The 23,101-nt window shown below is 59.1% G+C and carries 19 protein-coding genes; 6 read left to right on the top strand and 13 right to left on the bottom strand.

The window, feature by feature from the left end; all coding sequences use genetic code 11:
* Window positions 1-13 precede the first annotated feature (13 nt).
* The 4 genes from DOU54_RS09685 (at window position 14) to trxA (ending at window position 7,879) form a co-directional block, all read left to right on the top strand.
* Window positions 14-751 (top strand): nucleotidyltransferase family protein, encoded by a 738-nt coding sequence (locus tag DOU54_RS09685; protein WP_113382080.1) that lies wholly within the window; start codon window positions 14-16, stop codon window positions 749-751.
* Window positions 748-3,933, top strand: coding sequence for a double-strand break repair protein AddB (gene addB, locus DOU54_RS09680; protein WP_113731069.1), 3,186 nt, complete (start codon window positions 748-750; stop codon window positions 3,931-3,933). The genes DOU54_RS09685 and addB overlap by 4 nt, the downstream gene beginning before the upstream one ends.
* On the top strand, window positions 3,923-7,480 hold the full coding sequence (gene addA, locus DOU54_RS09675; protein ID WP_113381971.1) for a double-strand break repair helicase AddA: 3,558 nt from the start codon (window positions 3,923-3,925) through the stop codon (window positions 7,478-7,480). Before addB ends, addA begins: the two co-directional genes overlap by 11 nt.
* Window positions 7,481-7,558: 78 nt before the next feature.
* On the top strand, window positions 7,559-7,879 hold the full coding sequence (gene trxA / locus DOU54_RS09670; RefSeq protein WP_003516334.1) for a thioredoxin: 321 nt from the start codon (window positions 7,559-7,561) through the stop codon (window positions 7,877-7,879).
* 47 nt (window positions 7,880-7,926) lie between these two features.
* On the opposite strand, the gene DOU54_RS09665 is transcribed toward trxA, so the two are convergent.
* The 8 genes from DOU54_RS09665 to DOU54_RS09630 all read right to left on the bottom strand — a co-directional run bounded on the left by DOU54_RS09665 (window position 7,927) and on the right by DOU54_RS09630 (window position 16,184).
* Entirely contained in the window at window positions 7,927-9,306 is a 1,380-nt protein-coding gene (locus tag DOU54_RS09665) for a bifunctional folylpolyglutamate synthase/dihydrofolate synthase (protein WP_169692066.1), read from the bottom strand.
* 87 nt (window positions 9,307-9,393) lie between these two features.
* A complete protein-coding gene (accD, locus tag DOU54_RS09660) occupies window positions 9,394-10,290 on the bottom strand; it encodes an acetyl-CoA carboxylase, carboxyltransferase subunit beta (protein ID WP_004444285.1) in 897 nt (298 codons plus the stop codon).
* A gap of 27 nt (window positions 10,291-10,317) precedes the next feature.
* Window positions 10,318-11,157, bottom strand: coding sequence for a tryptophan synthase subunit alpha (gene trpA / locus DOU54_RS09655; protein ID WP_004444282.1), 840 nt, complete (start codon window positions 11,155-11,157; stop codon window positions 10,318-10,320).
* A gap of 4 nt (window positions 11,158-11,161) precedes the next feature.
* Window positions 11,162-12,382, bottom strand: a complete 1,221-nt coding sequence (gene trpB, locus DOU54_RS09650) for a tryptophan synthase subunit beta (RefSeq protein ID WP_045533517.1) — start codon at window positions 12,380-12,382, stop codon at window positions 11,162-11,164.
* A 1-nt stretch (window position 12,383) separates the two neighbouring features.
* Window positions 12,384-13,046 (bottom strand): phosphoribosylanthranilate isomerase, encoded by a 663-nt coding sequence (locus DOU54_RS09645; protein ID WP_004444276.1) that lies wholly within the window; start codon window positions 13,044-13,046, stop codon window positions 12,384-12,386.
* Window positions 13,047-13,148: 102 nt separating this feature from the next.
* Window positions 13,149-13,916, bottom strand: coding sequence for a M48 family metallopeptidase (locus DOU54_RS09640; protein ID WP_113381972.1), 768 nt, complete (start codon window positions 13,914-13,916; stop codon window positions 13,149-13,151).
* A 69-nt stretch (window positions 13,917-13,985) separates the two neighbouring features.
* On the bottom strand, window positions 13,986-15,218 hold the full coding sequence (locus DOU54_RS09635; RefSeq protein ID WP_286079877.1) for a polyhydroxyalkanoate depolymerase: 1,233 nt from the start codon (window positions 15,216-15,218) through the stop codon (window positions 13,986-13,988).
* 123 nt (window positions 15,219-15,341) lie between these two features.
* On the bottom strand, window positions 15,342-16,184 hold the full coding sequence (locus DOU54_RS09630; RefSeq protein WP_022555308.1) for a fumarylacetoacetate hydrolase family protein: 843 nt from the start codon (window positions 16,182-16,184) through the stop codon (window positions 15,342-15,344).
* A 128-nt stretch (window positions 16,185-16,312) separates the two neighbouring features.
* Here DOU54_RS09630 and DOU54_RS09625 point away from each other — a divergent pair, with 128 nt between their 5' ends.
* On the top strand, window positions 16,313-16,915 hold the full coding sequence (locus DOU54_RS09625) for a nitroreductase family protein (RefSeq protein WP_045533512.1): 603 nt from the start codon (window positions 16,313-16,315) through the stop codon (window positions 16,913-16,915).
* Between the two features lie 95 nt (window positions 16,916-17,010).
* On the opposite strand, the gene gyrB is transcribed toward DOU54_RS09625, so the two are convergent.
* From gyrB to DOU54_RS09600, 5 genes are all read right to left on the bottom strand, one after another.
* Window positions 17,011-19,446, bottom strand: a complete 2,436-nt coding sequence (gyrB, locus tag DOU54_RS09620; RefSeq protein ID WP_004444267.1) for a DNA topoisomerase (ATP-hydrolyzing) subunit B — start codon at window positions 19,444-19,446, stop codon at window positions 17,011-17,013.
* 156 nt (window positions 19,447-19,602) lie between these two features.
* A complete protein-coding gene (locus DOU54_RS09615) occupies window positions 19,603-19,968 on the bottom strand; it encodes a helix-turn-helix domain-containing protein (RefSeq protein ID WP_004444265.1) in 366 nt (121 codons plus the stop codon).
* A complete protein-coding gene (locus DOU54_RS09610) occupies window positions 19,965-20,534 on the bottom strand; it encodes a Smr/MutS family protein (RefSeq protein WP_022555306.1) in 570 nt (189 codons plus the stop codon). Before DOU54_RS09610 ends, DOU54_RS09615 begins: the two co-directional genes overlap by 4 nt.
* Complete coding sequence (mltA, locus tag DOU54_RS09605; RefSeq protein ID WP_113381974.1) at window positions 20,531-21,643, bottom strand: murein transglycosylase A; 1,113 nt, start codon at window positions 21,641-21,643, stop codon at window positions 20,531-20,533. The genes DOU54_RS09610 and mltA overlap by 4 nt, the downstream gene beginning before the upstream one ends.
* Window positions 21,640-22,338, bottom strand: coding sequence for a Tim44/TimA family putative adaptor protein (locus DOU54_RS09600; RefSeq protein WP_004444258.1), 699 nt, complete (start codon window positions 22,336-22,338; stop codon window positions 21,640-21,642). Before DOU54_RS09600 ends, mltA begins: the two co-directional genes overlap by 4 nt.
* Window positions 22,339-22,478: 140 nt before the next feature.
* Here DOU54_RS09600 and DOU54_RS09595 point away from each other — a divergent pair, with 140 nt between their 5' ends.
* On the top strand, window positions 22,479-23,015 hold the full coding sequence (locus tag DOU54_RS09595) for an FxsA family protein (protein ID WP_113381975.1): 537 nt from the start codon (window positions 22,479-22,481) through the stop codon (window positions 23,013-23,015).
* Window positions 23,016-23,101: the final 86 nt, after the last annotated feature.

Below are 23,101 nucleotides of genomic sequence, written 5' to 3'. Positions count from 1 at the left end.
ACGGTTGACCACGATGACGATCAAAAACGCGATGGTGCTGGCCGCCGGGCTCGGTACTCGGATGCGCCCGATCACCGATACGATCCCGAAGCCACTCGTACAGATCGCCGGCAAGCCAATGATCGATTATGTGCTCGACGCTCTTGTGGAAGCCGGTGCCGAAAGAATTGTCGTCAATGTGCACCACCACGCCGAGCAGATGGTCGCCCATCTTCAGCGCCGCGCCGATGCCGAAATCCTGATTTCCGACGAACGCTCCCAGCTGATGAATTCCGGCGGCGGTCTCGCCAAGGGTCTGAAGCTTCTGGAACCCGGCCCGGTCTTCGTCATGAATGCCGATCTCTTCTGGATCGGTGAGCAGCTGCACGTGGCCAGCAATCTGCGCAAGCTCGCACAGTTCTTCGATCCCGGTCGGATGGATATGGCACTGCTCTGTGTCGACATGGATCGGACCACCGGCCACAATGGCAAGAGGGATTTCAACCTCGCCGCGGACGGAAGACTGACCCGCCATCGCGAGGGCGACACGAACCCCGTCGTCTATGCCGGCGCCATCGCCATGGACTCGCGGCTGCTTGACGACGCACCCGCGGACGCTTTCAACCTGAATATTTACTTCGATCGCGCGATTGAAAAGGCCCGGCTTTACGGGCTGCCGCTGGATGGTCACTGGATTACCGTCGGCACGCCGGACGCCATAGACGATGCTGAGAACATCATCCGGCAATTCAGGGAAAAACGCTCTGCATGACGGGCTCCCACCACGCAAAGCGCGTTCTGACGATCGCTGCGGGAACACCGTTCCTCAAAACGCTTGCGGAAACGCTGTGCGACGGAAGACTGGCGGCAGGCTATCGATATGACCCGGCCGATCCCCTGTCGCTTGCCAAGGTGACGATATATGTGCCGACGCGGCGTTCGGCCCGCGTGCTGCGCTCGGAATTCGTCGATCTTCTTGGCGGCCGTTCCGCCATTCTGCCGCTCATCCGGCCCCTTGGCGAAACGGATGACGACAGCGGTTTCTTCGATGTCGAAAACCCTGAGATCATGGATCTCGCGCCGCCGATTTCCGGCACCGGCCGACTGATCGAACTCGCGCGTCTCATCCTTGCATGGCGCAACAGCCTGCCGGACGCCATTCGGGCGATCCATTCCGATTCGCCGCTGGTCGCCCCCGCCAGCCCGGCCGACGCGATATGGCTCGCGCGTGCGCTGGCAGAGGTGATCGACGCGATGGATACGGAAGAAAAAGATTGGGAAGCACTTCAGCATCTCGATACCGGTGATCACGCTCAATGGTGGCAGCTCACGGCCGATTTTTTAAAGATCGCCAGCATCTTCTGGCCCGCCCGGCTTGCCGAACTCAACAGATCTTCGGCCGGACGGCACCGCAACGCCATCCTCCGGGCAGAAGCGAACCGAATTGCCACATTGCCGGACACCGGTCCGATCATCGTCGCTGGCTCCACGGGCTCCATTCCCGCCGCCGCCGATCTCATCGCCGCCGTTGCAGCTTTACCGCAAGGCGTGGTGGTGCTTCCGGGGCTTGATCTTGCCATGCCGGAAGAGCAATGGCAGGCGATCGCCGAGGACCCCACCGATCCTTCGAGCCGCACTCACTCGCAATACGGGCTTTATGTCCTGCTGCAGAAACTGGGCATCCTGCGTGACGATGTGGTTCCGATCGGTGCCCTCGACAACGATCTGGAAAAGCGCGCCGCGGTGTTTTCGGCAGCGCTTGCGCCGGCCAAATCCACCAGTGACTGGAACCGATGGCGTGAAGACCGGGATTCCGCAATTTTTGACGATGCCTTTGCAGCGGCCACGCTGATTGAAGCTGCCAACGAGCGCGAAGAGGCCACCGCCATCGCAGTGGCGCTCAGGCTTGCGCTCGAAGCACCAGCCTCGGGACGGCCTTCGCAGGCGGCCCTGATAACACCCGACCGCGGGCTGGCGCGGCGCGTGGCAACGGAGTTGCAACGCTTCGGCATCGAAGCCGACGATTCCGCCGGCACGCCGCTTTCGGCAACGGCCCAGGCCGGCCTCACGCAACTCGCGCTGGAGGCGATCCTGAGACCCGGAGACCCGGTGCCGATCATTTCCCTTCTGAAACACCCGCTCGCCCGTTTCGGGCTCTCGAGCGAAGCTTTCACCAGGGCTTCGAAGGCGCTTGAGCTGATTGCGCTGCGAGGCGGCCGCGTCGAAACTGAAGTGGGCAATCTGGAAACGGTTCTTGACACCCAACTGCTTGCGCAACGCGAGGACAGACATCCGCCCGCCTGGCGGCTGGCTCTGCCTGACGGAAGCGTTGACGCCGCGCGTGATCTGGCGCGACGAATTGCAATGGCCACAGAGCCGCTGCGCTCCGCCTTCGTCCGCCGCGACCGATCTGGCCGGGCCTTTACCGACAGGTTGCCTCTTTCCGACTGGGCGGAACGGACCGGCCGCGTGATGGAAGCCATCTGTGGGGATGAAAATACAGATCTTGCCGCTCTCTGGTCTGGCGAGGCCGGAGACAAGCTTTCCAGCCTCTTTGCCGAACTGATGGAAAGCGGAGATATCCTCGACGCGGACGGTCCGCAATGGATCGATATATTCGCGGCGCTTGTGGCAGGGGAATCAATCAAGCCAAGATCGATGCGCCATCCGCGCATCTTCATCTTCGGCGCGCTGGAAGCGCGGCTGCAAAGTGTCGATACGGTCATCATCGGCGGTCTCAATGAAGGCCTCTGGCCGGGCCAAACGGCGAATAATCCGTTTCTTTCCCGCACCATGAAAACTGCGATCGGGCTGGAGCCGCCGGAACGGCGTATCGGCCAGCTCGCGCATGACTTTGAGATGGCCAACGGCACGCGACACATTTTCTACACCCGGGCGCTCAGGCAGGGCTCCACGCCTGCCGTCGCCTCACGCTGGCTGCAAAGGCTGCTGGCCTTGGGCGGCGAGGATTTTGCCAAGGTCCTTAAAAAACGTGGCGAGACATATCGCCATTGGGCGGGTCTGATGGATGAGAGCATCGAGCAGGAGGCGGCAAAGCGCCCTTCCCCGAAACCGCCGGCTGAATTGCAGCCGACGCGTTACTCCTTCAGCGAAGTGGGCCGCCTGCGCCGCGACCCCTATTCGATCTATGCGCGGCGCATTCTGAAGCTCGACGCGCTTGACCCGTTCAACCGCGACCCGAACGCAGCCGATCGTGGCACGCTCTACCACACGATCATCGAGCGCTATTCCCGTGAGGGGCACATTCCCGGTACGTCGGCCTCGCTTTCGGCCATGCAGCGCATTCTCGACGAATGTTTCGATGCTGAAAACCTGCCTCCCCATGTAGATGTGATCTGGCGGCCACGTTTTGCAGCGGTGGCGCGCGCCTTCATCGACTGGGAAAAAGAACGTCATCCATCCATTCGTCACAGCTTTTTCGAGGCGCGCGCGGGCCAGGAAATCGTCGAAGCAGGCATAAGGCTCACCGGCGTCGCCGACCGCATCGACATCAAGACGAACGGTCAGGCGGATATTATCGACTACAAGACGGGGCTCGCGCCTTCCGTCAATCAGGCGCGCGCTCTGCTCGATCCGCAGCTTGCGCTGGAGGCGGCGGCCTTGATGCGCGGCGCCTTCCGCGAAGCCGGTTCGCCCACACCGGAAAACCTCATCTATGTTCGCCTGCGGCCGGGCGAGCGTTTTTTCGCCGATCAGGTCAATAACGAACATTCCAGCCGAAGCGGGAAAAGACCGCCAAAATCGGCAATTGAGCTCGCGACGGAATCGATAGAACAGCTCACCAAATTCGTTCATTCGCTGCGCAACGGGGAAAACGGCTTCGCCTCGCGGCTGGTGCCGGAAGAACAGCAATCCTACGGCGGGGAATATGATCACCTCGCCCGCGTTTCGGAATGGTCGACGGCAGAACCGGGAGACGGCGATGACGATTGATCCCTTCGATGCCGGTCCTGCCGCCGACACACCTGAAAGCTGGATCGACTGGACCAGCGCCCGGCAGCGGCTTGCTTCCGATCCCGCCAGTTCCGCCTGGGTGTCGGCCAATGCCGGTTCCGGCAAGACCCACGTACTGACCCAGCGCGTCATCCGCCTGCTTCTGGCTGGCTGCCGGCCTTCGGCGATCCTCTGCCTCACCTATACCAAGGCCGCAGCATCGGAAATGTCGAGCCGCGTCTTCGACCGTCTGGCGGAATGGGCTACTTTGCCGGATTCCGATCTCAAGGACCGCATCGCCGCCATCGAAGGCAAGGCGCCGGATCGCATCAAGCTTGCCGAGGCGCGCAGGCTCTTCGCCAAGGCGCTGGAAACACCGGGCGGTTTGAAGATCCAGACAATCCACGCCTTCTGCGAGGCGTTGCTGCACCAATTTCCGCTGGAAGCCAATGTCGCCGGCCATTTCTCCGTTCTCGACGACCGCGCCGCAACCACGCTGCTGGCTGAGGCGCGCCGTTCGCTCCTGACCGCTGTTTCGACGGAAAGCGATGCGGACCTGGCGCAGGCGCTGGCCTATGTTCTCGATCTCGCCGATGAAAGCGGGTTGGAAGCGCTGCTCTCCGCCATCATCACTAATCGCAGTGCCTTGCGGGCCTTCCTTCTGGGCGCCAAACAGTCAGGCGGCATCGATGCCCGGTTGCGGCAGGCGATGCAGATTGCAGATGGAGAGACCGAAGAAACTGCCGCGGCCGCTTTCTGGCCTCTACCCGGCCTCGCCGGCCTCGCGCTCGATACGTATCTCACCCTTGCCGACGAGGTGGGTGGATCACGCGTCATCGATGTCGCCTATGCACTCAGGGAAGCAAAACGACAACCAGACGCCGTGCGACGGATGGAATTCATCGAAGCCGCCCTGCTGACGGCCAAGGGTGAAAAGAAATCGGATGCCTATGTCATCAACAAGGGCATGCAGAAATCCGCCCCCGAACTTCTCGATGCGCTGACGCTGGCGCGGGACCATGTCGTTTCCTGCCGCAACCGTTATCGTCTGGTGCGGATGCTGGCGGCGACCAAATGCGCCCTTGTTCTGGCGGAAAGGCTGATCGGTGATTTCGAAGACCTGAAGAAACAGCGAAGCCAGCTCGATTTCGAAGACCTGATCGAGCGCGCGGCCAACCTCCTCAACCGCGATACGGCGGGTGCGTGGGTGCATTACAAGCTGGATCAGGGCATCGACCATATTCTGGTGGATGAGGCGCAGGACACGAGCCCGGTGCAATGGTCGATCATCCAGTCGCTTGCGGCGGATTTCTTCACCGGCGAGAGCGCCCGCATGGGGCGGCGGACGCTGTTTGCCGTGGGCGATGAAAAACAGTCGATCTATTCATTCCAGGGCGCGCGGCCGGAACGGTTTTCGCAGGAGCGCGAAGAGACCAAGAGACGGGTCGATTCGGTCGAACAGGCCTTTCACCGCATTCGCCTGCCGCTATCCTTCCGATCCACGGAGGATGTGCTGGCGGCTGTCGACCAGGTGTTTTCGGACCCGAATAACGCAAGCGGCCTCAGTGCCGATAACGAACCGGTGGAGCACCGGTCCAACCGCGCTGGCCATCCCGGCACCGTGGAAGTATGGGATATGGTGGCACCGGAAACCACCGAGGACGAAGAGGATTGGACAGCCCCCTTCGATGCGCTGCGGGAAAGCGCGCCGGCCACCATAGTTGCCCGCCGGATCGCCGCGCGCATCGCCGATATGATCGGACGCGAGACCATCATCGAAAAAGGCGTGGAGCGCGCCATCGAACCGGGCGACATTCTGGTGCTCGTCAGAAAACGTCATGCCTTCGTCAATGCACTGACCCGGGAGCTGAAACGGCGCAAGAACATACCCGTTGCCGGCGCTGACCGCCTTCGTTTGACTGACCACATTGCCGTGCAGGACCTTCTGGCGCTCGGTCATTTCGTTGTCCTGCCCGAAGACGACCTTTCCCTTGCCGCACTTTTGAAAAGTCCACTCTTCAACCTGACGGAAGACGACGTTTTCGACATTGCCGCCATGCGATCGGAAACGGAGAGCGTCTGGAAACGGCTGCAGATCCTTGCGCAGGAAGAGAATAGCCATCTTTCCAGCGTTACCGCCAAGCTGGAAGGTTTTATCGCGCTTTCTAAAACGGCCACCGTGCATGATTTCTTCGCAGCGGTGCTTACACTGCACGACGGACGCAAAAAATTTCTCGGCAGGCTTGGCAACGAGGCAAGCGACGTTCTGGATGAATTCCTGTCCTTCGCGCTGGATCACGAAAGGACCGGCCTGCCCGGCCTGCAGGCCTTTCTCTCCGTCCTGGAAACTGACTCACCGGAGGTGAAGCGGGAGCAGGACAAGGATCGCGGCGAAGTTCGCATCATGACCGTGCACGCCTCCAAGGGGTTGGAAGCACCCGTCGTTTTTGTCGTCGATGGCGGTTCGAAGGCCTTCAATCACAGCCATGTGCCTAAACTGCGTTTTGTCGAAGCAGGTGAAGACGCCTTCCCGGTCTGGTTGCCCGGCAGCGGATTTTCAAACCATCTTATCCGATCGGACGAAGAGCGGCTGAAGACCGCCGCCGAAGACGAATATCGGCGGCTACTTTATGTGGCCATGACGCGCGCCGCCGATCATCTCGTCGTCTGCGGTTATCGCGGCCAGAAGGAAAATCCCGAATGCTGGCATGCCATCGTCAAAAAGGCGCTTGCCAACAACGAAGACCATTGCAAGCCCCAGCTTTTCACGGCGGATGGTGAGGAATGGCAGGGGCTTGTCTGGCGCAAATCCGAACCGCACTCGACACCTGCTCCACAAAGGCCACCGGAAACGCCGCAGCAGGAAGACTATGCCCTCCCAGCGGGACTTCTTACCCCTTTGCCGGCCCTGCCCTCTCTACCGAGACCGCTCAGCCCTTCCGGCGCGGGCACCATCATCGATGACGGTGCGGATGATCTCGCCGTGCGCTCACCGCTGTTCGGGGAGAAAGCCGAGGTTTCTTCATTGGCGCTGCAGCGCGGACGGTTGGTGCATCGCATGCTTCAGGCGCTGCCCGATTTTCCGGAGGTCGAACGGGAAGAGGCGGCGCGCCGTTATGCTGAACGCGCGGCGCGGTTCTGGCCTGTTACCGAGCGCGAGCAATTGGTACGGGCCGTTTTGCGTGTCATGTCCGAACCCGCTGTGCAGCCGGCCTTCTCTGCCAACAGTCGCGCGGAAGTGTCGATCATGGGCACGATGGCCCTCGGCCGGCAGCAATATGCAGTCTCCGGCCGCATCGACCGGCTGGCGGTCGAGGGAGATCGCGTCATCCTGATCGATTACAAGACCAACCGAGTGCCGCCCCGCGAAGCGCGTGAAATACCCTTCTCCCATACGGCGCAGCTCGCCATTTATCGGGAAATTCTGGCGCCGCTTTATCCCGGCAAGGAATTTGTCTGTGCGCTGATTTATACGGAAAATGCTGCCTTTATAACGGTTGGCGACGATGCGATGAGAGAGGCCCTTGCCGCAATAAAGACAAAGTGAGATACCGGGGGCATTGAAATTTCGACGCGCCCGCATCACATCGATAGTGGAAAAGATTTACTGAAAGGAGAGCCAGATATGGCTACCGTAAAAGTCGATGCCGCCAACTTCCAGTCCGAAGTCCTTGAATCCTCCGAACCCGTCGTGGTGGATTTCTGGGCCGAATGGTGCGGCCCGTGCAAGATGATCGCGCCGAGCCTTGAGGAAATTTCCTCCGAGCTGGCCGGCAAGGTCAAGGTCGCAAAGCTGAATATCGACGAAAACCCGGAACTGGCCGCTCAGTTCGGCGTTCGCTCCATCCCGACGCTCGCCATTTTCAAAAGCGGTGAAGTGGCTGACATCAAGGTTGGCGCTGCTCCCAAGACAGCGCTTTCGGCCTGGATTTCCGGCGCCGCATAAGCAATATCAACGGAATGAGAGAAGCCCGGCATCGCTGCCGGGCTTTTTTATTGCGGCACGGTGCCGTTGAGGGCAAGTGCATTGCCAGCAAGGTAAAGCGAACCGCCGATCAGGATGCGCGGCGCCGGTCCTTCAGGGTCGAAGCGGCGCGACAACTCTTCCAGAGCATGTGTCAGAGACGATGTTGGCGCTGCAACGAGGCCAGCATCGAAGGCGGCATGGGCGAGTACCACAGGGTCGATCGCTGCATCCGTGCCGCCGATCGGCACGGTGAAGACATATTCGGCGATATCGGCGAAGGCCTTGAAATAACCCACCGGATCCTTGGTGTTGATGAGGCCGGCAATGATGAAGAGCGGCCGCGGCGTCTTTTCCTCAAAACCCGCCATTGCCTCTGCAATCACTTCACCCGCACCGGGGTTATGGCCACCGTCGATCCAGATTTCCGCATCTTTCGGCGCCATTTCAGCGATTTTTCCAGTCAGGATGCGCTGAAGACGACCGGGCCATTCCACCGTGGTCATGGCCTTTTCGATCATCCGCTCCGTCACCTCAAAACCGGCAGCCTTGACGGCGCGGATCGCGGCAGCGGCATTGGCAAGCTGGTGACGGCCCGGGAGCCGTGGCAGCGGCGCATCCGTCAGTCCGAACTCATCCTGATAGACCATGCGGCCGAATTCTTCATGGGCGGAAAAATCCTGGCCATAGACGGACACCGGGCAACCGAGCCGTTCCGCCGTGGCGACAAGTGTTTCGAGCGCCGCGTCATATTCCTGATGGCCAATGACGACAGGTGAGCCCTTTTTCATGATTCCCGCCTTTTCGGCGGCGATCAATTCGACGCGGTCACCGAGATAGGCCTCGTGATCGAGCGAAATCGGCATAATAACAGAAACAGCCGGATTGTTAATCACATTGGTCGCATCGAAACGCCCACCAAGTCCCACTTCTACAATAGCTGCATCAGCCGGATGTTCTGAAAAAAGAAGGAACATCACCGCAGTCAGAATCTCGAAAACGGTAATCTTTTGGCCTTCGTTTGCAACTTCAATACGACGAAGGGCATCTGCGAAGACAGCATCATCGACAAAGCGGCCCTTCTCTCCGGCCACGCCGAGGCGATAGCGTTCATGCCAATTGACGAGATGTGGCTTGGTGTGCACGTGCACGGAGAGTCCGGCTGATTCTAGCAAGGCCCGACAAAAGGCGCTTACAGAACCTTTGCCATTGGTGCCGGCCACATGGATCACCGGCGGCATTCTGTTTTGTGGATTGCCGAGTTTTTCGAGAAGACGGGAAATTCTGTCGAGTGAAAGATCAAAGCCCTTGGGGTGGAGCTGCATCAGCTCTTCAATGATCTTTTCTGCCTCACCGATCGCGGGCTTCGTCATGTCTTCCGTTCGCCTTTCAGGCGTTTTGCTTGTCATTTGTCCGCCGCCCTAAAAATGAAATCAGGCAACGTATAACATCATCCCGAAGGCAATTTATGCCTCCGGGCGACATATTTTTTTTCCTCAGGCCGAAGCGGCCAGCGGGACGACAGCGTTTGCATTGTCAGCGGGCGCTTTGGTCATGATCTTGAGCAGATTAGCCAGCGTGTCCGGGATTTCGCGACGATCAATGACCATATCCACCATGCCGTGCTCCAGCAGGTATTCCGAGGTCTGGAAGCCTTCCGGCAGCTTTTCGCGAATGGTCTGCTCGATCACGCGCTTGCCGGCGAAGCAGATTTCAGCGCCCGGTTCGGCAATATGCACGTCGCCGAGCATGGCATAGGAGGCCGTGACACCGCCCGTGGTCGGGTTCGTCAGAACCACGATGTAAGGCATGCCAGCTTCCTTCAGCATGTTTACCGCAACGGTGGTGCGGGGCAGCTGCATCAGAGAAAGAATGCCTTCCTGCATGCGCGCGCCACCGGAGGCCGGGAACATGACGAGCGGGCAACGCTCGGAAATGGCGCGCTCGAAGGCCTTGACGATAGCTTCACCGGCGGCGATGCCGAGCGAACCGCCCATGAACTGGAATTCATGCACGACGGCAACGATCTTCAGACCCTTCAGCAGGCCAACGCCGGCAAGGATGGTATCTTCCTGCTCGGTCTTCGCGCGGCTATCACGCAGGCGATCGGTGTATTTCTTGGAATCGCGGAATTTCAGCGGGTCCTGCGCGACCTTCGGTTGCGGCAGAGCCTCATAGACGCCGCCATCGAAAAGATCGGCAAGACGAGCTTTTGCCGGCATCTTCATGTGATAACCGGACGCAGGGATGACCCACTTATTGTCCTCGAGATCCTTATGGAAGACCATTTCGCCCGTTTCCGGGCACTTGATCCAAAGGTTTTCCGGAACCTCCGGGCGGCGGCCGAGCATGGAATTGATCCGCGGCCGAACGTAATTGGTGATCCAGTTCAACTGTCTACTCCTGACTGGGCCGCGCGCTTATTCTGCAGCGGCGAGGCGCGATGCACGTACGCCCGTTGAAAGTCCTTTTACCAGCGTCGTAACCGCCGGCACGGTGTCTGCGGTTGCCTGTCCATCCTTGGTCAGGCTGCCGGCAATCTGGTTGACGATGGCGGAACCCACCACCACACCGTCCGCCACGGCACCGATTGCCTTGGCATGATCAGCCGTCTTGACACCGAAACCGACACAGACCGGCAGTTCCGTATGCGCCTTGATACGACCGACAGCGCCCGAGATCAACGAGGGATCAGGGAGTGCTGAACCGGTGATACCATTCATCGAGACGTAATACACGAAACCTGAGGTATTTTTAAGGACGGTCGGCAGGCGTTTGCCATCCGTGGTCGGCGTTGCGAGACGGATGAAGTTGATGCCGCGCGCAAGCGCCGGAATGCAGAGCTCATCGTCCATTTCCGGCGGCAGATCGACCACGATCAGGCCATCGATGCCTGCCGCCAGTGCGTCGTCCAGAAATTTTTCGACGCCATAGATATAGATCGGGTTGTAATAGCCCATCATTACGATCGGCGTCGCATCGTCTTCCTTGCGGAACTCCCGAGCAAGATCGAGCGTGGTTTTCAGCGTCTGTCCGCCCTTCAGCGCGCGCTGGCCAGCGAGCTGAATGGCCGGGCCGTCCGCCATTGGGTCGGAAAATGGCATACCGAGTTCGATAACGTCGGCACCGGCTTCCGGCAGCGCCTTCATGATGCCAAGCGAGGTCTGGAAATCCGGGTCGCCGCCCATGAAATAGGTAATCAGGGCCGGGCGATTTTCCGCGCGCAGATCGGCGAAGCGCTTGTCCATACGTGCAGTCATGATCTTATACATCCATTCCAAGGAACTTGCTGACAGTGTGGACATCCTTGTCGCCGCGGCCGGAGAGATTCATCAGGATGATCTCGTCCCTGCCCATTTTCGGCGCACGCTTGATGACCTCGGCCAATGCATGGCTCGGCTCCAGAGCCGGAATGATGCCTTCAAGGCGGGTCAGCATCTGGAAGGCATCCAGCGCCTCATGGTCCATGATCGGCACATATTCGACGCGGCCGATGTCGTTCAGCCAGGAATGTTCAGGGCCGATACCGGGATAATCGAGGCCTGCGGAGATAGAATGGCCTTCCTTGATCTGACCATCCGCATCCTGCAGCAGATAGGTGCGGTTGCCATGCAGCACGCCCGGCGACCCGGCAGTGATAGAAGCGCAATGCTCTTCGCCCGAAAGGCCCTTTCCACCCGCCTCGACGCCAACGATGCGGACGCTCTTGTCATCAAGGAAAGGATGGAAGATGCCGATGGCGTTAGAGCCGCCGCCAACTGCCGCAATGACCATATCCGGCAGACGGCCTTCCGCTTCCAGCATCTGCGCCTTGGCTTCCTCGCCGATAACGGCCTGGAAATCGCGGACCATTTCCGGATAGGGGTGCGGGCCCGCGGCAGTACCAATCAGGTAATAAGTGTCGTCGACATTGGTGACCCAGTCACGCAGTGCCTCGTTCATGGCATCCTTCAGCGTGCCGTGGCCGGCCGTGACCGGCTTTACCTCGGCACCGAGAAGCTTCATACGGAACACGTTCGGGGCCTGACGCGCAACGTCCGTCGCGCCCATGTAAACGACGCACGGCAGGCCGAAGCGCGCCGCAACGGTCGCCGAGGCAACGCCGTGCTGGCCGGCACCGGTCTCCGCGATGATGCGGGTCTTTCCCATGCGCTTGGCAAGCAGGATCTGGCCGAGGCAATTGTTGATCTTGTGTGAACCCGTGTGGTTCAGTTCTTCGCGCTTGAAGTAAATCTTCGCGCCGCCAAGTTCCGCCGTCAGCCGCTCCGCAAAATAAAGCGGGCTCGGACGACCGGTATAGTGCGCGCCGAGATGCTTGAGTTCCGCATGGAACGCGGGATCGGTTTTGGCCTTGTCCCATTCCGCCTGCAAATCCAGAATGAGCGGCATCAGCGTTTCAGCAACGAAGCGACCTCCGTAAATGCCGAAACGTCCGTCCTCATCAGGACCAGCGCGAAAAGAATTGGGTGTTGGCGCGTCGTTCACTTCAAGCTCCCTTTGGGCCTTTCGACCAATCATTCACCACATCGAAAAAAGCGTCGATCATGGACAGATCCTTGACGCCCGGCGCGCTTTCGACGCCAGATGACAAATCTAGTCCGCTCGCCCGGGTTTCTGCCAGAGCCTCGGCGACATTGTCCTTGTTCAGTCCCCCGGAAAGCATGTAATCGATGCTTCCGTCAAGGGAGCGCAGGATGGTCCAGTCGAAGGAAACACCGTTGCCGCCCGGAAGCTCCGAACCAGCGGGCGCCTTGGCATCCAGCAGAAAACGATCGGCTATCCCGTTATAAGGGCCAATTTTGGCAAGATCAGCGGCATCGCGAATGGAAATCGCCTTCATGACCGGCAGGCCGTAAAGCGCCTTGATGGTCAACAGCCGCTCCGGGCTTTCACTGCCGTGCAGCTGCAGAATGTCAGGTTTTACGAGATCGACGATTTCATCGAGATAATCATTATCGGCATTGACGGTGACGGCGACCACCTTGGCTGCGCCACGGGCGGCTTCGGCCAGCTTACCGGCTAAATCGGGCTCGATGTTGCGTGGACTTTTTTCAAAGAAAATAAAACCGACATGCGACGCGCCGCGCCTGATGGCGCGCTCCAGCGCTTCCGGTGTCTTCAATCCGCAAATCTTGATATCCGGTTTCATATCCGCGACCTGACACGAAATGCGACGAGAGTCGAGCCAAATCGCATCCGTTATTGATGGAATGTTTCACGTGAATCCAGATGGCGATTGACGCCCTAAGTTTCAATCGAAATCGATGGCGTGGAGTTTGAAGCCATTACGTTTCAGCCAGTCCTTGGCTTCATCGGTGTGCGGGCAGAGTTTTTCGCACAAAGCCCAGAATTTCGGCCCGTGGTTCATTTCCCTCAAATGCGCGACCTCGTGGGCGGCGAGATAATCGATGACCTTTTCCGGAGCCATGACTATGCGCCAGGAAAAGCTTAGGTTTCCATCATGGGAACAGGAACCCCAGCGGCTGCGTGTATCCTTCATGCTGATCGATCGCACCGGCCGGCCGGCCGCTCTGGCATGAACGGCCACAAGCCGCTCGAGGTCGGCCTTCGCCTCCTTTTTCAGGAAGGCCGCTATCCGCCGTCTCAGATGCTCGGGCGCGCCGCTGACTTTCAGAACGGGCACGCCATCGGCGTCTTTCACGACGTGCGTCAGGCCGCGCAGGCTGCCCGTATGGTCAATACGGTGGGCTATACCCCTGATATCGATGGTCGTGCCGGAACGCAGACCGTCATCAGGACTGAACTTCGGAAGCTTGCCTTCCAGCCAGCCCTGATGTCTCTCGAGAAAATCATCCACCTGGCGATGATGCAGACCCACCGGGATCGTCAGCTTCAGCGCCCGGCCGCCCGGCTCGATGCGCAAGGTAATGCGCGTCGCCCGCGGGTTCTCCCTGACCGTGATCGGCACCTGCCGGCCTGCCACCGAGACGGTGCGCTGGCTCGGCACGACCTTCTTTGGCGCCGGGGACTTCAGGGATTTTCTGAGAAGCGAAAACATGAAGCCTTCATAACCGATTCGTCCATCCCTTGGCCACGCAAATGCGCGGCGTCACCTACCGTTCTGCCGTTAGGTCGTCTTGTGTTTACCAATGAAATCCAGCATACGCGGCACGATTTCCTTGCGGAAGCGCGAACCGTTGAAGACACCGTAATGCCCTACATCCGGCTGCATGTAGTGCGCGCGTTTATCTTCAGGGATGTTGCGGCAGAGATCGTGCGCTGCCTTTGTCTGGCCGACGCCGGAAATATCGTCATTCTCCCCTTCGACAGTGAATAATGCGACCTTGCGGATGGCAGCGGGATCGACCGCCCTGCCCCGATGCAGCATGTTTCCCTTCGGAAGCGCATGGTCGATGAAGACGGTTTCCACCGTTTGCAGATAAAATTCCGCCGTCAGATCCATGACGGCCAGATATTCATCGTAAAATTCGCGGTGTTTTTCGGCGGAATCGCCGTCATTCTTGACCAGGTTGAGGTAAAAATCCTTGTGCGCCGTCATGTGCTTGTCGAGGTTCATGGACATGAAGCCGGACAGCTGCAGGAAGCCCGGATAGACGTTGCGCCCAAAGGCCGGCTGCGGCCACGGCACCTGCATGACCACATTGTCGCGGAACCATTCGATCGGCTTGGCCTTGGCGAGACCGTTGACGGCGGTGGGGTTGATGCGCGTATCGATCGGTCCGCCCATCAGCGTCATGGAAGCGGGTGCAAACGCATCACCATCCGCCTCCATTAGCGAAACGGCGGCCAAAACCGGCACGGATGGCTGACAGACAGCAACCACATGTGCGCCCGGCCCGATCTCGTGCAGCATCTCGATGATATAGCTGATATAATCGTCGAGATCGAAAGTTCCTTCGCTCACCGGCACCGTACGGGCATCGGCCCAATCGGTGATATAGATATCCGCAGATGGCAGCAGGGCCTCCACTGTCCCCCGCAACAGGGTGGCGTAGTGACCGGACATCGGAGCCACCAGCAGTATCTTCGGATCGGACTGACGGGGCGTATCGAACTCTCTTTCGAAATGAAGAAGATTGCAAAACGGACGAGACCAGACGACCTCTTGAGCAACATTTATGCTCTGGCCATCGACAATCGTGTTGCCGAGACCGAATTCCGGCTTCGCATAACGGCGCGTCAGCCGTTCGAAAACCTCGAAACCGGCATCGAGGCTTCTGCCGAAGGCCGTACTGGACAGCGGATTAAGAGGATTGTTGCAGGCCTGGCGCATCATATCGGCACCGGCACGCAGCGGCGCCATGGCCGCATGGTTCATTTCATAGAGATGGTAGAACACTGATGACGCCTCCCTCGCGATCACGCTCTTTTTTTCAACCATAGCAGCTTTTCGCAGGTGCACAAAATCGAAGGCGCCGGCGGTTTCCCGCCAGCGCCTCACTTTCCGTTGAACGCCGTATAATCAGATGTCGGCGACGAAGGTCTGCTTCTGGGAACCGAGACCCTCGATACCGAGTTCCACGACATCGCCAGCCTTCAGGTAACGCGGCGGCTTCAGGCCCATGCCGACGCCGGGAGGCGTGCCGGTGGAAATGACATCGCCGGGGTGCAGCGACATGAACTGGCTGAGATAGGAGACAACGTGGGCCACGCCGTAAACCATGGTCTTGCTGGAACCGTCCTGCATGGTCTGGCCGTTGACCTTCAGCCACATTCCGAGGTTCTGCGGATCGGTGATTTCGTCCTTCGTCACCAGCCACGGGCCGATGGGGCCGAAAGTGTCGCAGGACTTGCCCTTGGTCCACTGGCCCGCGCGCTCCGTCTGGAAGGCGCGCTCGGAAACATCGTGCGAAACGCAATAACCGGCGACATAATCGAGAGCATCCGCTTCGGAGACATATTTGGCGGTCTTGCCGATGACGACGCCAAGCTCGACTTCCCAGTCGGTCTTTTCCGAACCGCGCGGGATGACGACATTGTCATTCGGACCAACGATGGCCGAGGTGGCCTTCATGAAAATGACCGGTTCCGGCGGTACGGTGGCACCCGTTTCAGCGGCATGGTCGGAGAAGTTAAGGCCGATGCAGATGAATTTCCCGGTTCCCGCAACGCAGGCGCCGATGCGCTCTTCGTTCAGCACCGGAAGTGTGCCGACATCGATCGCGGCGATCTTCTTGAGGCCCTCGGGAGAAATGGCTTCGCCGCCGATATCTTTGACATGGGCGGACAGATCGCGGACTTTTCCTTCCGCGTCGAGGATTGCAGGTTTTTCCTGGCCGGGCTGGCCGACACGCATCAATTTCATGGAACTCTCTCCCGGTTGTCAGACAAGGTGATGCATATATGAACGATGCATTCATACTTGTCACCCCTTGACTGTGCCAAGTTTCGAAAAATACCTTTTCCTTCCCGTCAATCAAAAGGACATGGCCCGTGACGAACAGCAATAACCGGCAATCAGAATATCCCGTTGATCCCCTCTTCCTCGATCGCTGGTCTCCGCGCGCCTTCGATGGTCACGCCATGCCGGCGCAGCATCTGATGACCATTCTGGACGCGGCGCACTGGGCGCCCTCCGCCTCCAATCATCAGCCGTGGCGGTTTGTCTATGCACACAAGGATAGTAAAGACTGGCCGCTCTTCGTGGAACTGCTGATGGAGGGAAACCAGCGCTGGGCAAAAAACGCCTCCGTGCTGCTTTTCGTCATTTCCCGAGACCACAATATCTCGCACGACGGCGAGAAGAAACCGTCAGCAACCCATTCCTTCGATGCCGGCGCCGCCTGGTTTTCACTTGCCATGCAGGCGCACCTGCTCGGTTACCACGCGCACGGCATGGCCGGCATATTCAAGGACAAGATCGTCGAAAAACTGAATATACCGGAAGGCTACAAGGTGGAGGCAGGGGTCGCCATCGGCACGCTCACCGACAAGTCCGTTCTTCCTGATGATCTGGCGGAACGGGAGGTGCCAAGCAAACGCCTGCCCCTTTCCGATGTTGCCTTTGAAGGTCGCTTCACCGGCAAGGCTGACTGATCACCATTATCCGTAAAGGCCCGGCGGAGATTACCGCCGGGCCTTTTGTTAAAGTTTCGTTTCACGTGAATCGTTACGCGAAACATTCCCCAAATTTAAATATCCAGATTGGCGACGCTGAGTGCATTTTCCTGGATGAAGTCGCGGCGTGGTTCGACTTCGTCACCCATGAGGCGGGCAAACAGGCCGTCGGCATCAGTCGCGTCACTTACCCTTACCTGCAGCAGCGAGCGAACGTTGGCATCGAGTGTGGTTTCCCAAAGCTGCTCGGCATTCATTTCGCCAAGACCCTTGTAGCGCTGCATGGAGAGACCCTTGCGTCCGGCAGCGAAAATCGCATCCAGAAGCGCGCGCGGGCCGGCCAGCTCCATCGTGCCATCCTTGCGTTGCAGAACCGGCGGCGTGGCGTAGATATCACGCGTGCGGGCCGCAAGCTGGTCGATGTGCCGGGCATCGGCAGAACCGAGCAGGCCCATATCCAGCGTCGAGACTTCCTTGACGCCGCGCACCATGCGTTCGAAGCGCAGACCGCCGTCTTGCAGCACAGTGCCGGACCAGCCGCGTTCGGTCTCTTCAGCAATCATATCGAGACGCCGGGCCACTTCGGCAACAGTTTCCTCCGCACGCGCCGCGTCGGCGGAAAGCTCGGGGTTGAGTGCGCCGGCAATGGCCGCCTGCTCCACGATGGAGCGGCTGTAACGGGAATGCAGCCCGTCGATCAGCGAGCGCATGCGCAGCGCATCCAGAATGACTTCACGAAGATCGGCGCCAACACGCACTTCGCCAGAGCCGAGCGTCAAAGATGCTTCCTCGATACCCATGGAAATCAGATACTCTTCCAGCGCTTTTTCGTCCTTCAGGTACTGAACGGATTTACCGCGCGTCACCTTATAAAGCGGCGGCTGGGCGATATAGAGATGGCCGCGTTCGATCAGTTCCGGCATCTGGCGGAAGAAGAAGGTCAACAGCAGTGTACGGATGTGGGCGCCATCGACGTCAGCATCCGTCATGATGATGATCTTATGGTAACGCAGCTTATCGGCGTTGAATTCGTCCTTGCCGATGGAGGTGCCGAGCGCCGTAATCAGCGTGCCGATTTCCTGGCTGGACAACATCTTGTCGAAGCGGGCGCGTTCCACGTTCAGGATCTTGCCGCGCAGTGGCAGGATCGCCTGGGTTTCGCGCGAGCGGCCCTGCTTGGCCGAACCGCCGGCGGAGTCACCCTCGACGAGGAACAGTTCTGATTTTGCCGGATCGCGCTCGGAGCAGTCGGCGAGCTTGCCGGGCAGAGAGGCAATATCGAGCGCACCTTTGCGGCGTGTCAATTCGCGCGCCTTGCGGGCGGCTTCTCGGGCGACAGCGGCTTCAACCACCTTGCCGACGAGGATTCTCGCATCGGATGGATGTTCTTCGAGCCAGGTGGAGAGCGCTTCGTTGACGAGGCTTTCGACAACCGGACGCACTTCAGACGACACAAGCTTGTCTTTCGTCTGCGACGAAAACTTGGGATCTGGCACCTTGACGGAAAGGATGGCCGTCAGACCTTCACGGCAGTCCTCGCCCTGAAGGCTTACCTTTTCCTTTTTCAGGATGCCGGAGGTTTCGGCATAGGAGGTGACCTGGCGGGTCAGAGCCGCGCGGAAACCTGCCATATGGGTGCCACCATCGCGCTGCGGAATGTTGTTGGTGAAGCAAAGCACGTTCTCGTGGTAGCTATCGTTCCACCAGAGTGCGACCTCGACCGTAATGCCATCCTTTTCACCCTTGATGGCGACCGGCTTATCAACCAGCGGCTTCTTGGCGCGGTCGAGATAACGGACGAAGGCCTCGAGGCCACCATCATACAGCAGTTCTTCCTGCTTGACGTCGGAATGGCGCTTGTCGGTAAGCAGGATGCGCACGCCGGAGTTCAGGAATGCGAGTTCGCGCAGGCGATGCTCCAGCGTTCCATAATCATAGTCGGTCATGGTGAAGGTTTCAGGGCTTGCCAGGAAGGTGACTTCCGTGCCCGAACGGCCTTCATATTCGCCGATAACGGAAAGCGGCGCGTCGGCGACACCATGGGTAAAGCCAATCTCGTGCACCTTGCCATTGCGGCGAATGCGGAGCTTCAGCCAGACGGAGAGCGCGTTGACCACCGAAACGCCGACACCGTGCAGACCGCCCGACACCTTGTAAGAATTCTGGTCGAACTTCCCGCCCGCATGCAGCTGGGTCATGATGACCTCGGCGGCAGAAACGCCCTCGGAGGAATGGATGTCAGTCGGAATGCCGCGTCCGTTATCGGTCACCGTCACGGAGCCGTCGGCATTCAGGGTCACCGTCACCAGGTCGGCGTGGCCCGCAAGCGCCTCATCGATGGCGTTGTCGACGACTTCGTAGACCATGTGATGCAGGCCGGAACCGTCATCGGTATCGCCGATATACATGCCGGGCCGTTTGCGCACGGCATCAAGGCCCTTGAGGACCTTGATCGAATCGGCTCCATATTCCGCGTTCGCGCCGACTTCGCTTGACGATGTTTCGGTCATAAGTACTCTTTCCAAAGTTTTCCTGGCCAGGTTTCCAGTGAGAGGGCCTGAAGCCAGCGAATCACTCAAATCCGACATGCGACTATAGAAATTCTATACCCAATCCCAAAGGCCGCATGCTTCAGGATGCTGCATAAAGCAGGGGATAGAGGGGTTTCAATCGCAAGAACGGCTTTTTTGCAGCACGGCTGACAGTTCCTCTACCACACTCGGCGGCAGCTTGCGAATATCCCGTGCCAGCCGGTTGGCGAAAGCCGTATATTGCGGCGGCAGGCCGACTGTGTCGATCACCACCTTCGGGTCGGATGAGCCGGCAAGGAAGAACAGTTCCTCGGCCTCGTCCCAGATGATGTTGAAATATCCGGCAATGCGCTGGAGGAGATCGAAGCTCGGCTTGCCGCGCTTGCCATGCTCAAGCGCTGAAAGGTATGCCGGCGAGACGCCGATGGCGGCGGCCATTTGCTTCTGCGTCACACCCTTGCGCTCACGAAGCTGCCGCACGGCCAGCGCAAAGGGCGTCATGACTTTTCGCCTCGCCGGCGCGAAAGCCGCACATAAAGCGCGCCATCGCCGCCGTGATTGGCCGACGCATCCTCATAGGAGGAAATCAGGTGGCGATATTCGGGTTTGGAAAACCACATGGGCACCGCCCTTTTCAAAGCCCCGTCACTGCCAATCGATCGACCTTTGCCGGTAATGACCAGCACATGTCTTAGACCCCGCTCATGTGCGCGCAACAGAAAATCGAGCAGTACGGCGTGGGCCTCACTCTGGAACATGCCGTGCAGATCGATCCGTCCTTCCAATGGCAGGCGGCCGCGGGTCAGCTTACGCTTGACCGGTTTTTCCATCGGCTGGTGGATTTTCGGCTTTTTATCCGGAGCTGGAGGGGGCGGCTCAGCCGGCTCCGCAAGCATGCGCGGAAAGGTGCTTTTACCGGTCAGAGAAACATCTGGTTCCCCCGCAGGGTCCTCCACGTCATCGAAAGCCAGCAAGTCTTCGAGCCTGCCGGAGATCGGCCGTGTGGTTTTTGCGACCTTTCCCCACAGAACGCGTTCTTCCTTGCCGAGCTTGCGACTGTTCTTCATCGCCGATACCTCTGCGCAGCAACCCGCGGTACCAGTATATAAAAATCTGCCTCATTGCGCACCGTGCCGGCAAGTTCTCCGGCTTCGAAACCCGAACCGGTAAAGATATCGCCGCGGGCGGGGCCAATGATGGCCGACCCGGTATCGAGCGCCAGCATCAGCCGCGCAAAAGGCTTTCCATCATCGAGATGGGTAAGCGACGGCGAATGGATGAAGAAGGGAAGCCCGAACGTGTGGATGAGCCTGTCCACAGCAAGCGAGCGCCCAGCGACGAGCGGTACTTTTGCGGCGGCGACCGGTCCCATATCCTCGTCGGCAACATCCGCCTCCCGGAAAAAAATGTAGGAGCGGTTATGCCATAGTACTCCATCCACCTGATCGGGATGGTCAGCGAGCCACTTGCGGATCGTCTGCATCGACACGGTTTTCGGATCGAGTTCTCCGCGATCGAGAAGCAGACGTCCGATCGGTGAAAAAGCATGGCCTGCCTTGGCCGCATAGGTAATGCGCTTTATCGCACCATCGGGAAAAACCAGACGTGCCGCGCCCTGCACATGGGCAAAAAACAGATCGACCTTCGATTTCGCCCAGGCGATCTCAAGCCCCCTGCCCTCCAGATAGCCTTCATCGATCGCGCGGCGATCGGGGAAACAGGAAATCCCGTCTTCATCCTGCCTGCCGAAAGCATAGGATGTATCGAAGCCGACGGGCCGATTGGTATCGTCGATATCCACCAATTCGGGTGGTCGGCGGTAAATGGGATAACGCCAGATGTCGTCAGGTTCAGACGAGACTTCCAGTTCAGGCTCGTAGAAGGCGGTCACAAAACCGCTTTTTCCCTGCGACGGAAAAATCCTGAAAGGAACACAGTTGGTTTCAAAGAACCGGCGTGCCTGTTCGGGACTGTCTGTCTCGCATTTCTCAGCGACCTCCAGCAGCGAAACCAGTTCCGCCGCCGTGACGCCGAGTGCGCCGGTGCGATAGGGTTTTGCGCTCCGAAGATGCGACAGAATTGCGGTCATCGCCGGAAAAAGGCTAGCGGGATCGTCTTGCCGCCACCCGGGCAGGTCGCTGAAAGAAACTTCTTCGATCGAAAAGGGCGCGGTCATTGCTCGGATTCGGTGGCGATCAGCTTCCAGTTCGGATCGCGTGAGCGGATATCGCGCGAGAAGGTCCAGATGTCATCCACCTCCGCAACCGCATCCGGATCACCATCGACCAGCTTGCCATCCTTGTCATAGGTCGCCGAGATGAGCTGGCTGACGATCCGGAGCGTTATCTGCACCTCGGAATCGCGAATACCCGCCTGGGTGATATCGGCTTTCTCTATGCCAACAAAAGTCGATTTCACGACCTCGCCGCGGCCTTCCCTTTCGGAAATCGCTGCGTCGAAACCTTCAAACACCTCTTTGGATAGCAGGTTCTTGAGCGTCTTGCGGTCGCCATCGGCAAAACCCATCACGATCATCTCGTAGGCCATGCGGGCGCCGTTCAGGAATTCCTTCGGGCGGAAGGACGGATCCTTCGTCATCACCTCACGCAGGGAGGCATTGAGTGCGCTGTCTGCAGGCGCCAGTGCATCCACCTCGGCGAAGCGGTTTTCATCTTCCGCCTCGGCGCGCTTCGGCAGTGTCACGACCTTGTTATCATCCGTGACGGGACCCTTCGCGACATCGCGCGGGCTATAAGGATCAAAAGGCGGCTTTTCATTGCCCGTGCGACGGCCAAGGACGCTGCGCAGCTGAAAGAAGATCAGCACCGCTGCAACGAGAAAAAACAATGTGATAAAGTCGCTGAAGCCCATCTTTTACCAAAACCGCCATTTAAATTCGAAAACCACACCATCATATAGTCTGCATCTTACCATCATTCAAATATGCAGATTCAATCATCGGTGTCCCGGGAACCGGCAATCTGCCAGAGATGCACACGCAAGGCTAGAAGATGCGTTTTTCCTTTCTCCCCATCATCGTGCTGATGATGCCCATCCTTGAAATTGCCGGTTTCATTATTGTCGGCAAGGCAATAGGCCTGTGGCTGACACTGGCTCTCGTCCTGTTCACGTCTTTCCTGGGATTGCTCATATTGCGCCTGGGCGGTCTCGGCATGGTGAGAAATCTTCAGGATGCGGGCCGCACGGGCGCACAGCCTGCGGACGAACTCGTCAATGGCGCGATGCGCGTCGTGGCGGGCATCCTGTTGTTCATTCCGGGTTTCATCACCGACATTCTCGGCCTCCTGCTTCTGTCGCCGGCCATTCGCCGGTTTTTCTGGAAAGCCTTCGGACCGCGCGTCGTCGTGACTGGTTCATTCAGACAGCCCGGCGCCCGGCCGGGCGATTATTCCGGTTTCAGCAATGGCCCGGGATCTCATGGCAATTCGAAGGTGGTGGATCTGGATGAAGAGGAGTTTCACCGCGACGGGCCGAAAGACTCTCCCTGGTCGAACAGGCCCGATGATCGCGACCTGCCCAAGCCCTGACGCCGCGTCGAACGCATGTCGACGACCCGATTACGAAGGGTTGTAAGCCCGGAGTCGAAATGATAGACCGCCTTCCACGAATTCAC

The organism is Agrobacterium sp. MS2 (assembly GCF_003261015.1).
Lineage (GTDB): Bacteria > Pseudomonadota > Alphaproteobacteria > Rhizobiales > Rhizobiaceae > Agrobacterium > Agrobacterium pusense.
The sequence above is the reverse complement of the archived record's forward strand: the minus strand, read 5'-3'. Positions and strand labels throughout refer to the sequence as shown.

Excerpts from the sequence above, each read along its gene's own strand:
- DOU54_RS09615 (WP_004444265.1), bottom strand. The coding sequence starts at position 19,968 with ATGACGCCCTTTGCGCTGGCCGTGCGGCAGCTTCGTGAGCGCAAGGGT.
- DOU54_RS09640 (WP_113381972.1), bottom strand. The coding sequence starts at position 13,916 with ATGTTTTCGCTTCTCAGAAAATCCCTGAAGTCCCCGGCGCCAAAGAAG.
- mltA (WP_113381974.1), bottom strand. The coding sequence starts at position 21,643 with ATGACCGCGCCCTTTTCGATCGAAGAAGTTTCTTTCAGCGACCTGCCC.
- DOU54_RS09630 (WP_022555308.1), bottom strand. The coding sequence starts at position 16,184 with ATGAAATTGATGCGTGTCGGCCAGCCCGGCCAGGAAAAACCTGCAATC.
- DOU54_RS09645 (WP_004444276.1), bottom strand. The coding sequence starts at position 13,046 with ATGAAACCGGATATCAAGATTTGCGGATTGAAGACACCGGAAGCGCTG.
- DOU54_RS09600 (WP_004444258.1), bottom strand. The coding sequence starts at position 22,338 with ATGGGCTTCAGCGACTTTATCACATTGTTTTTTCTCGTTGCAGCGGTG.
- gyrB (WP_004444267.1), bottom strand. The coding sequence starts at position 19,446 with ATGACCGAAACATCGTCAAGCGAAGTCGGCGCGAACGCGGAATATGGA.
- trxA (WP_003516334.1), top strand. The coding sequence starts at position 7,559 with ATGGCTACCGTAAAAGTCGATGCCGCCAACTTCCAGTCCGAAGTCCTT.
- DOU54_RS09665 (WP_169692066.1), bottom strand. The coding sequence starts at position 9,306 with ATGACAAGCAAAACGCCTGAAAGGCGAACGGAAGACATGACGAAGCCC.
- addB (WP_113731069.1), top strand. The coding sequence starts at position 748 with ATGACGGGCTCCCACCACGCAAAGCGCGTTCTGACGATCGCTGCGGGA.
- addA (WP_113381971.1), top strand. The coding sequence starts at position 3,923 with ATGACGATTGATCCCTTCGATGCCGGTCCTGCCGCCGACACACCTGAA.
- DOU54_RS09685 (WP_113382080.1), top strand. The coding sequence starts at position 14 with ATGACGATCAAAAACGCGATGGTGCTGGCCGCCGGGCTCGGTACTCGG.
- trpA (WP_004444282.1), bottom strand. The coding sequence starts at position 11,157 with ATGACTGCACGTATGGACAAGCGCTTCGCCGATCTGCGCGCGGAAAAT.
- DOU54_RS09595 (WP_113381975.1), top strand. The coding sequence starts at position 22,479 with ATGCGTTTTTCCTTTCTCCCCATCATCGTGCTGATGATGCCCATCCTT.
- DOU54_RS09610 (WP_022555306.1), bottom strand. The coding sequence starts at position 20,534 with ATGAAGAACAGTCGCAAGCTCGGCAAGGAAGAACGCGTTCTGTGGGGA.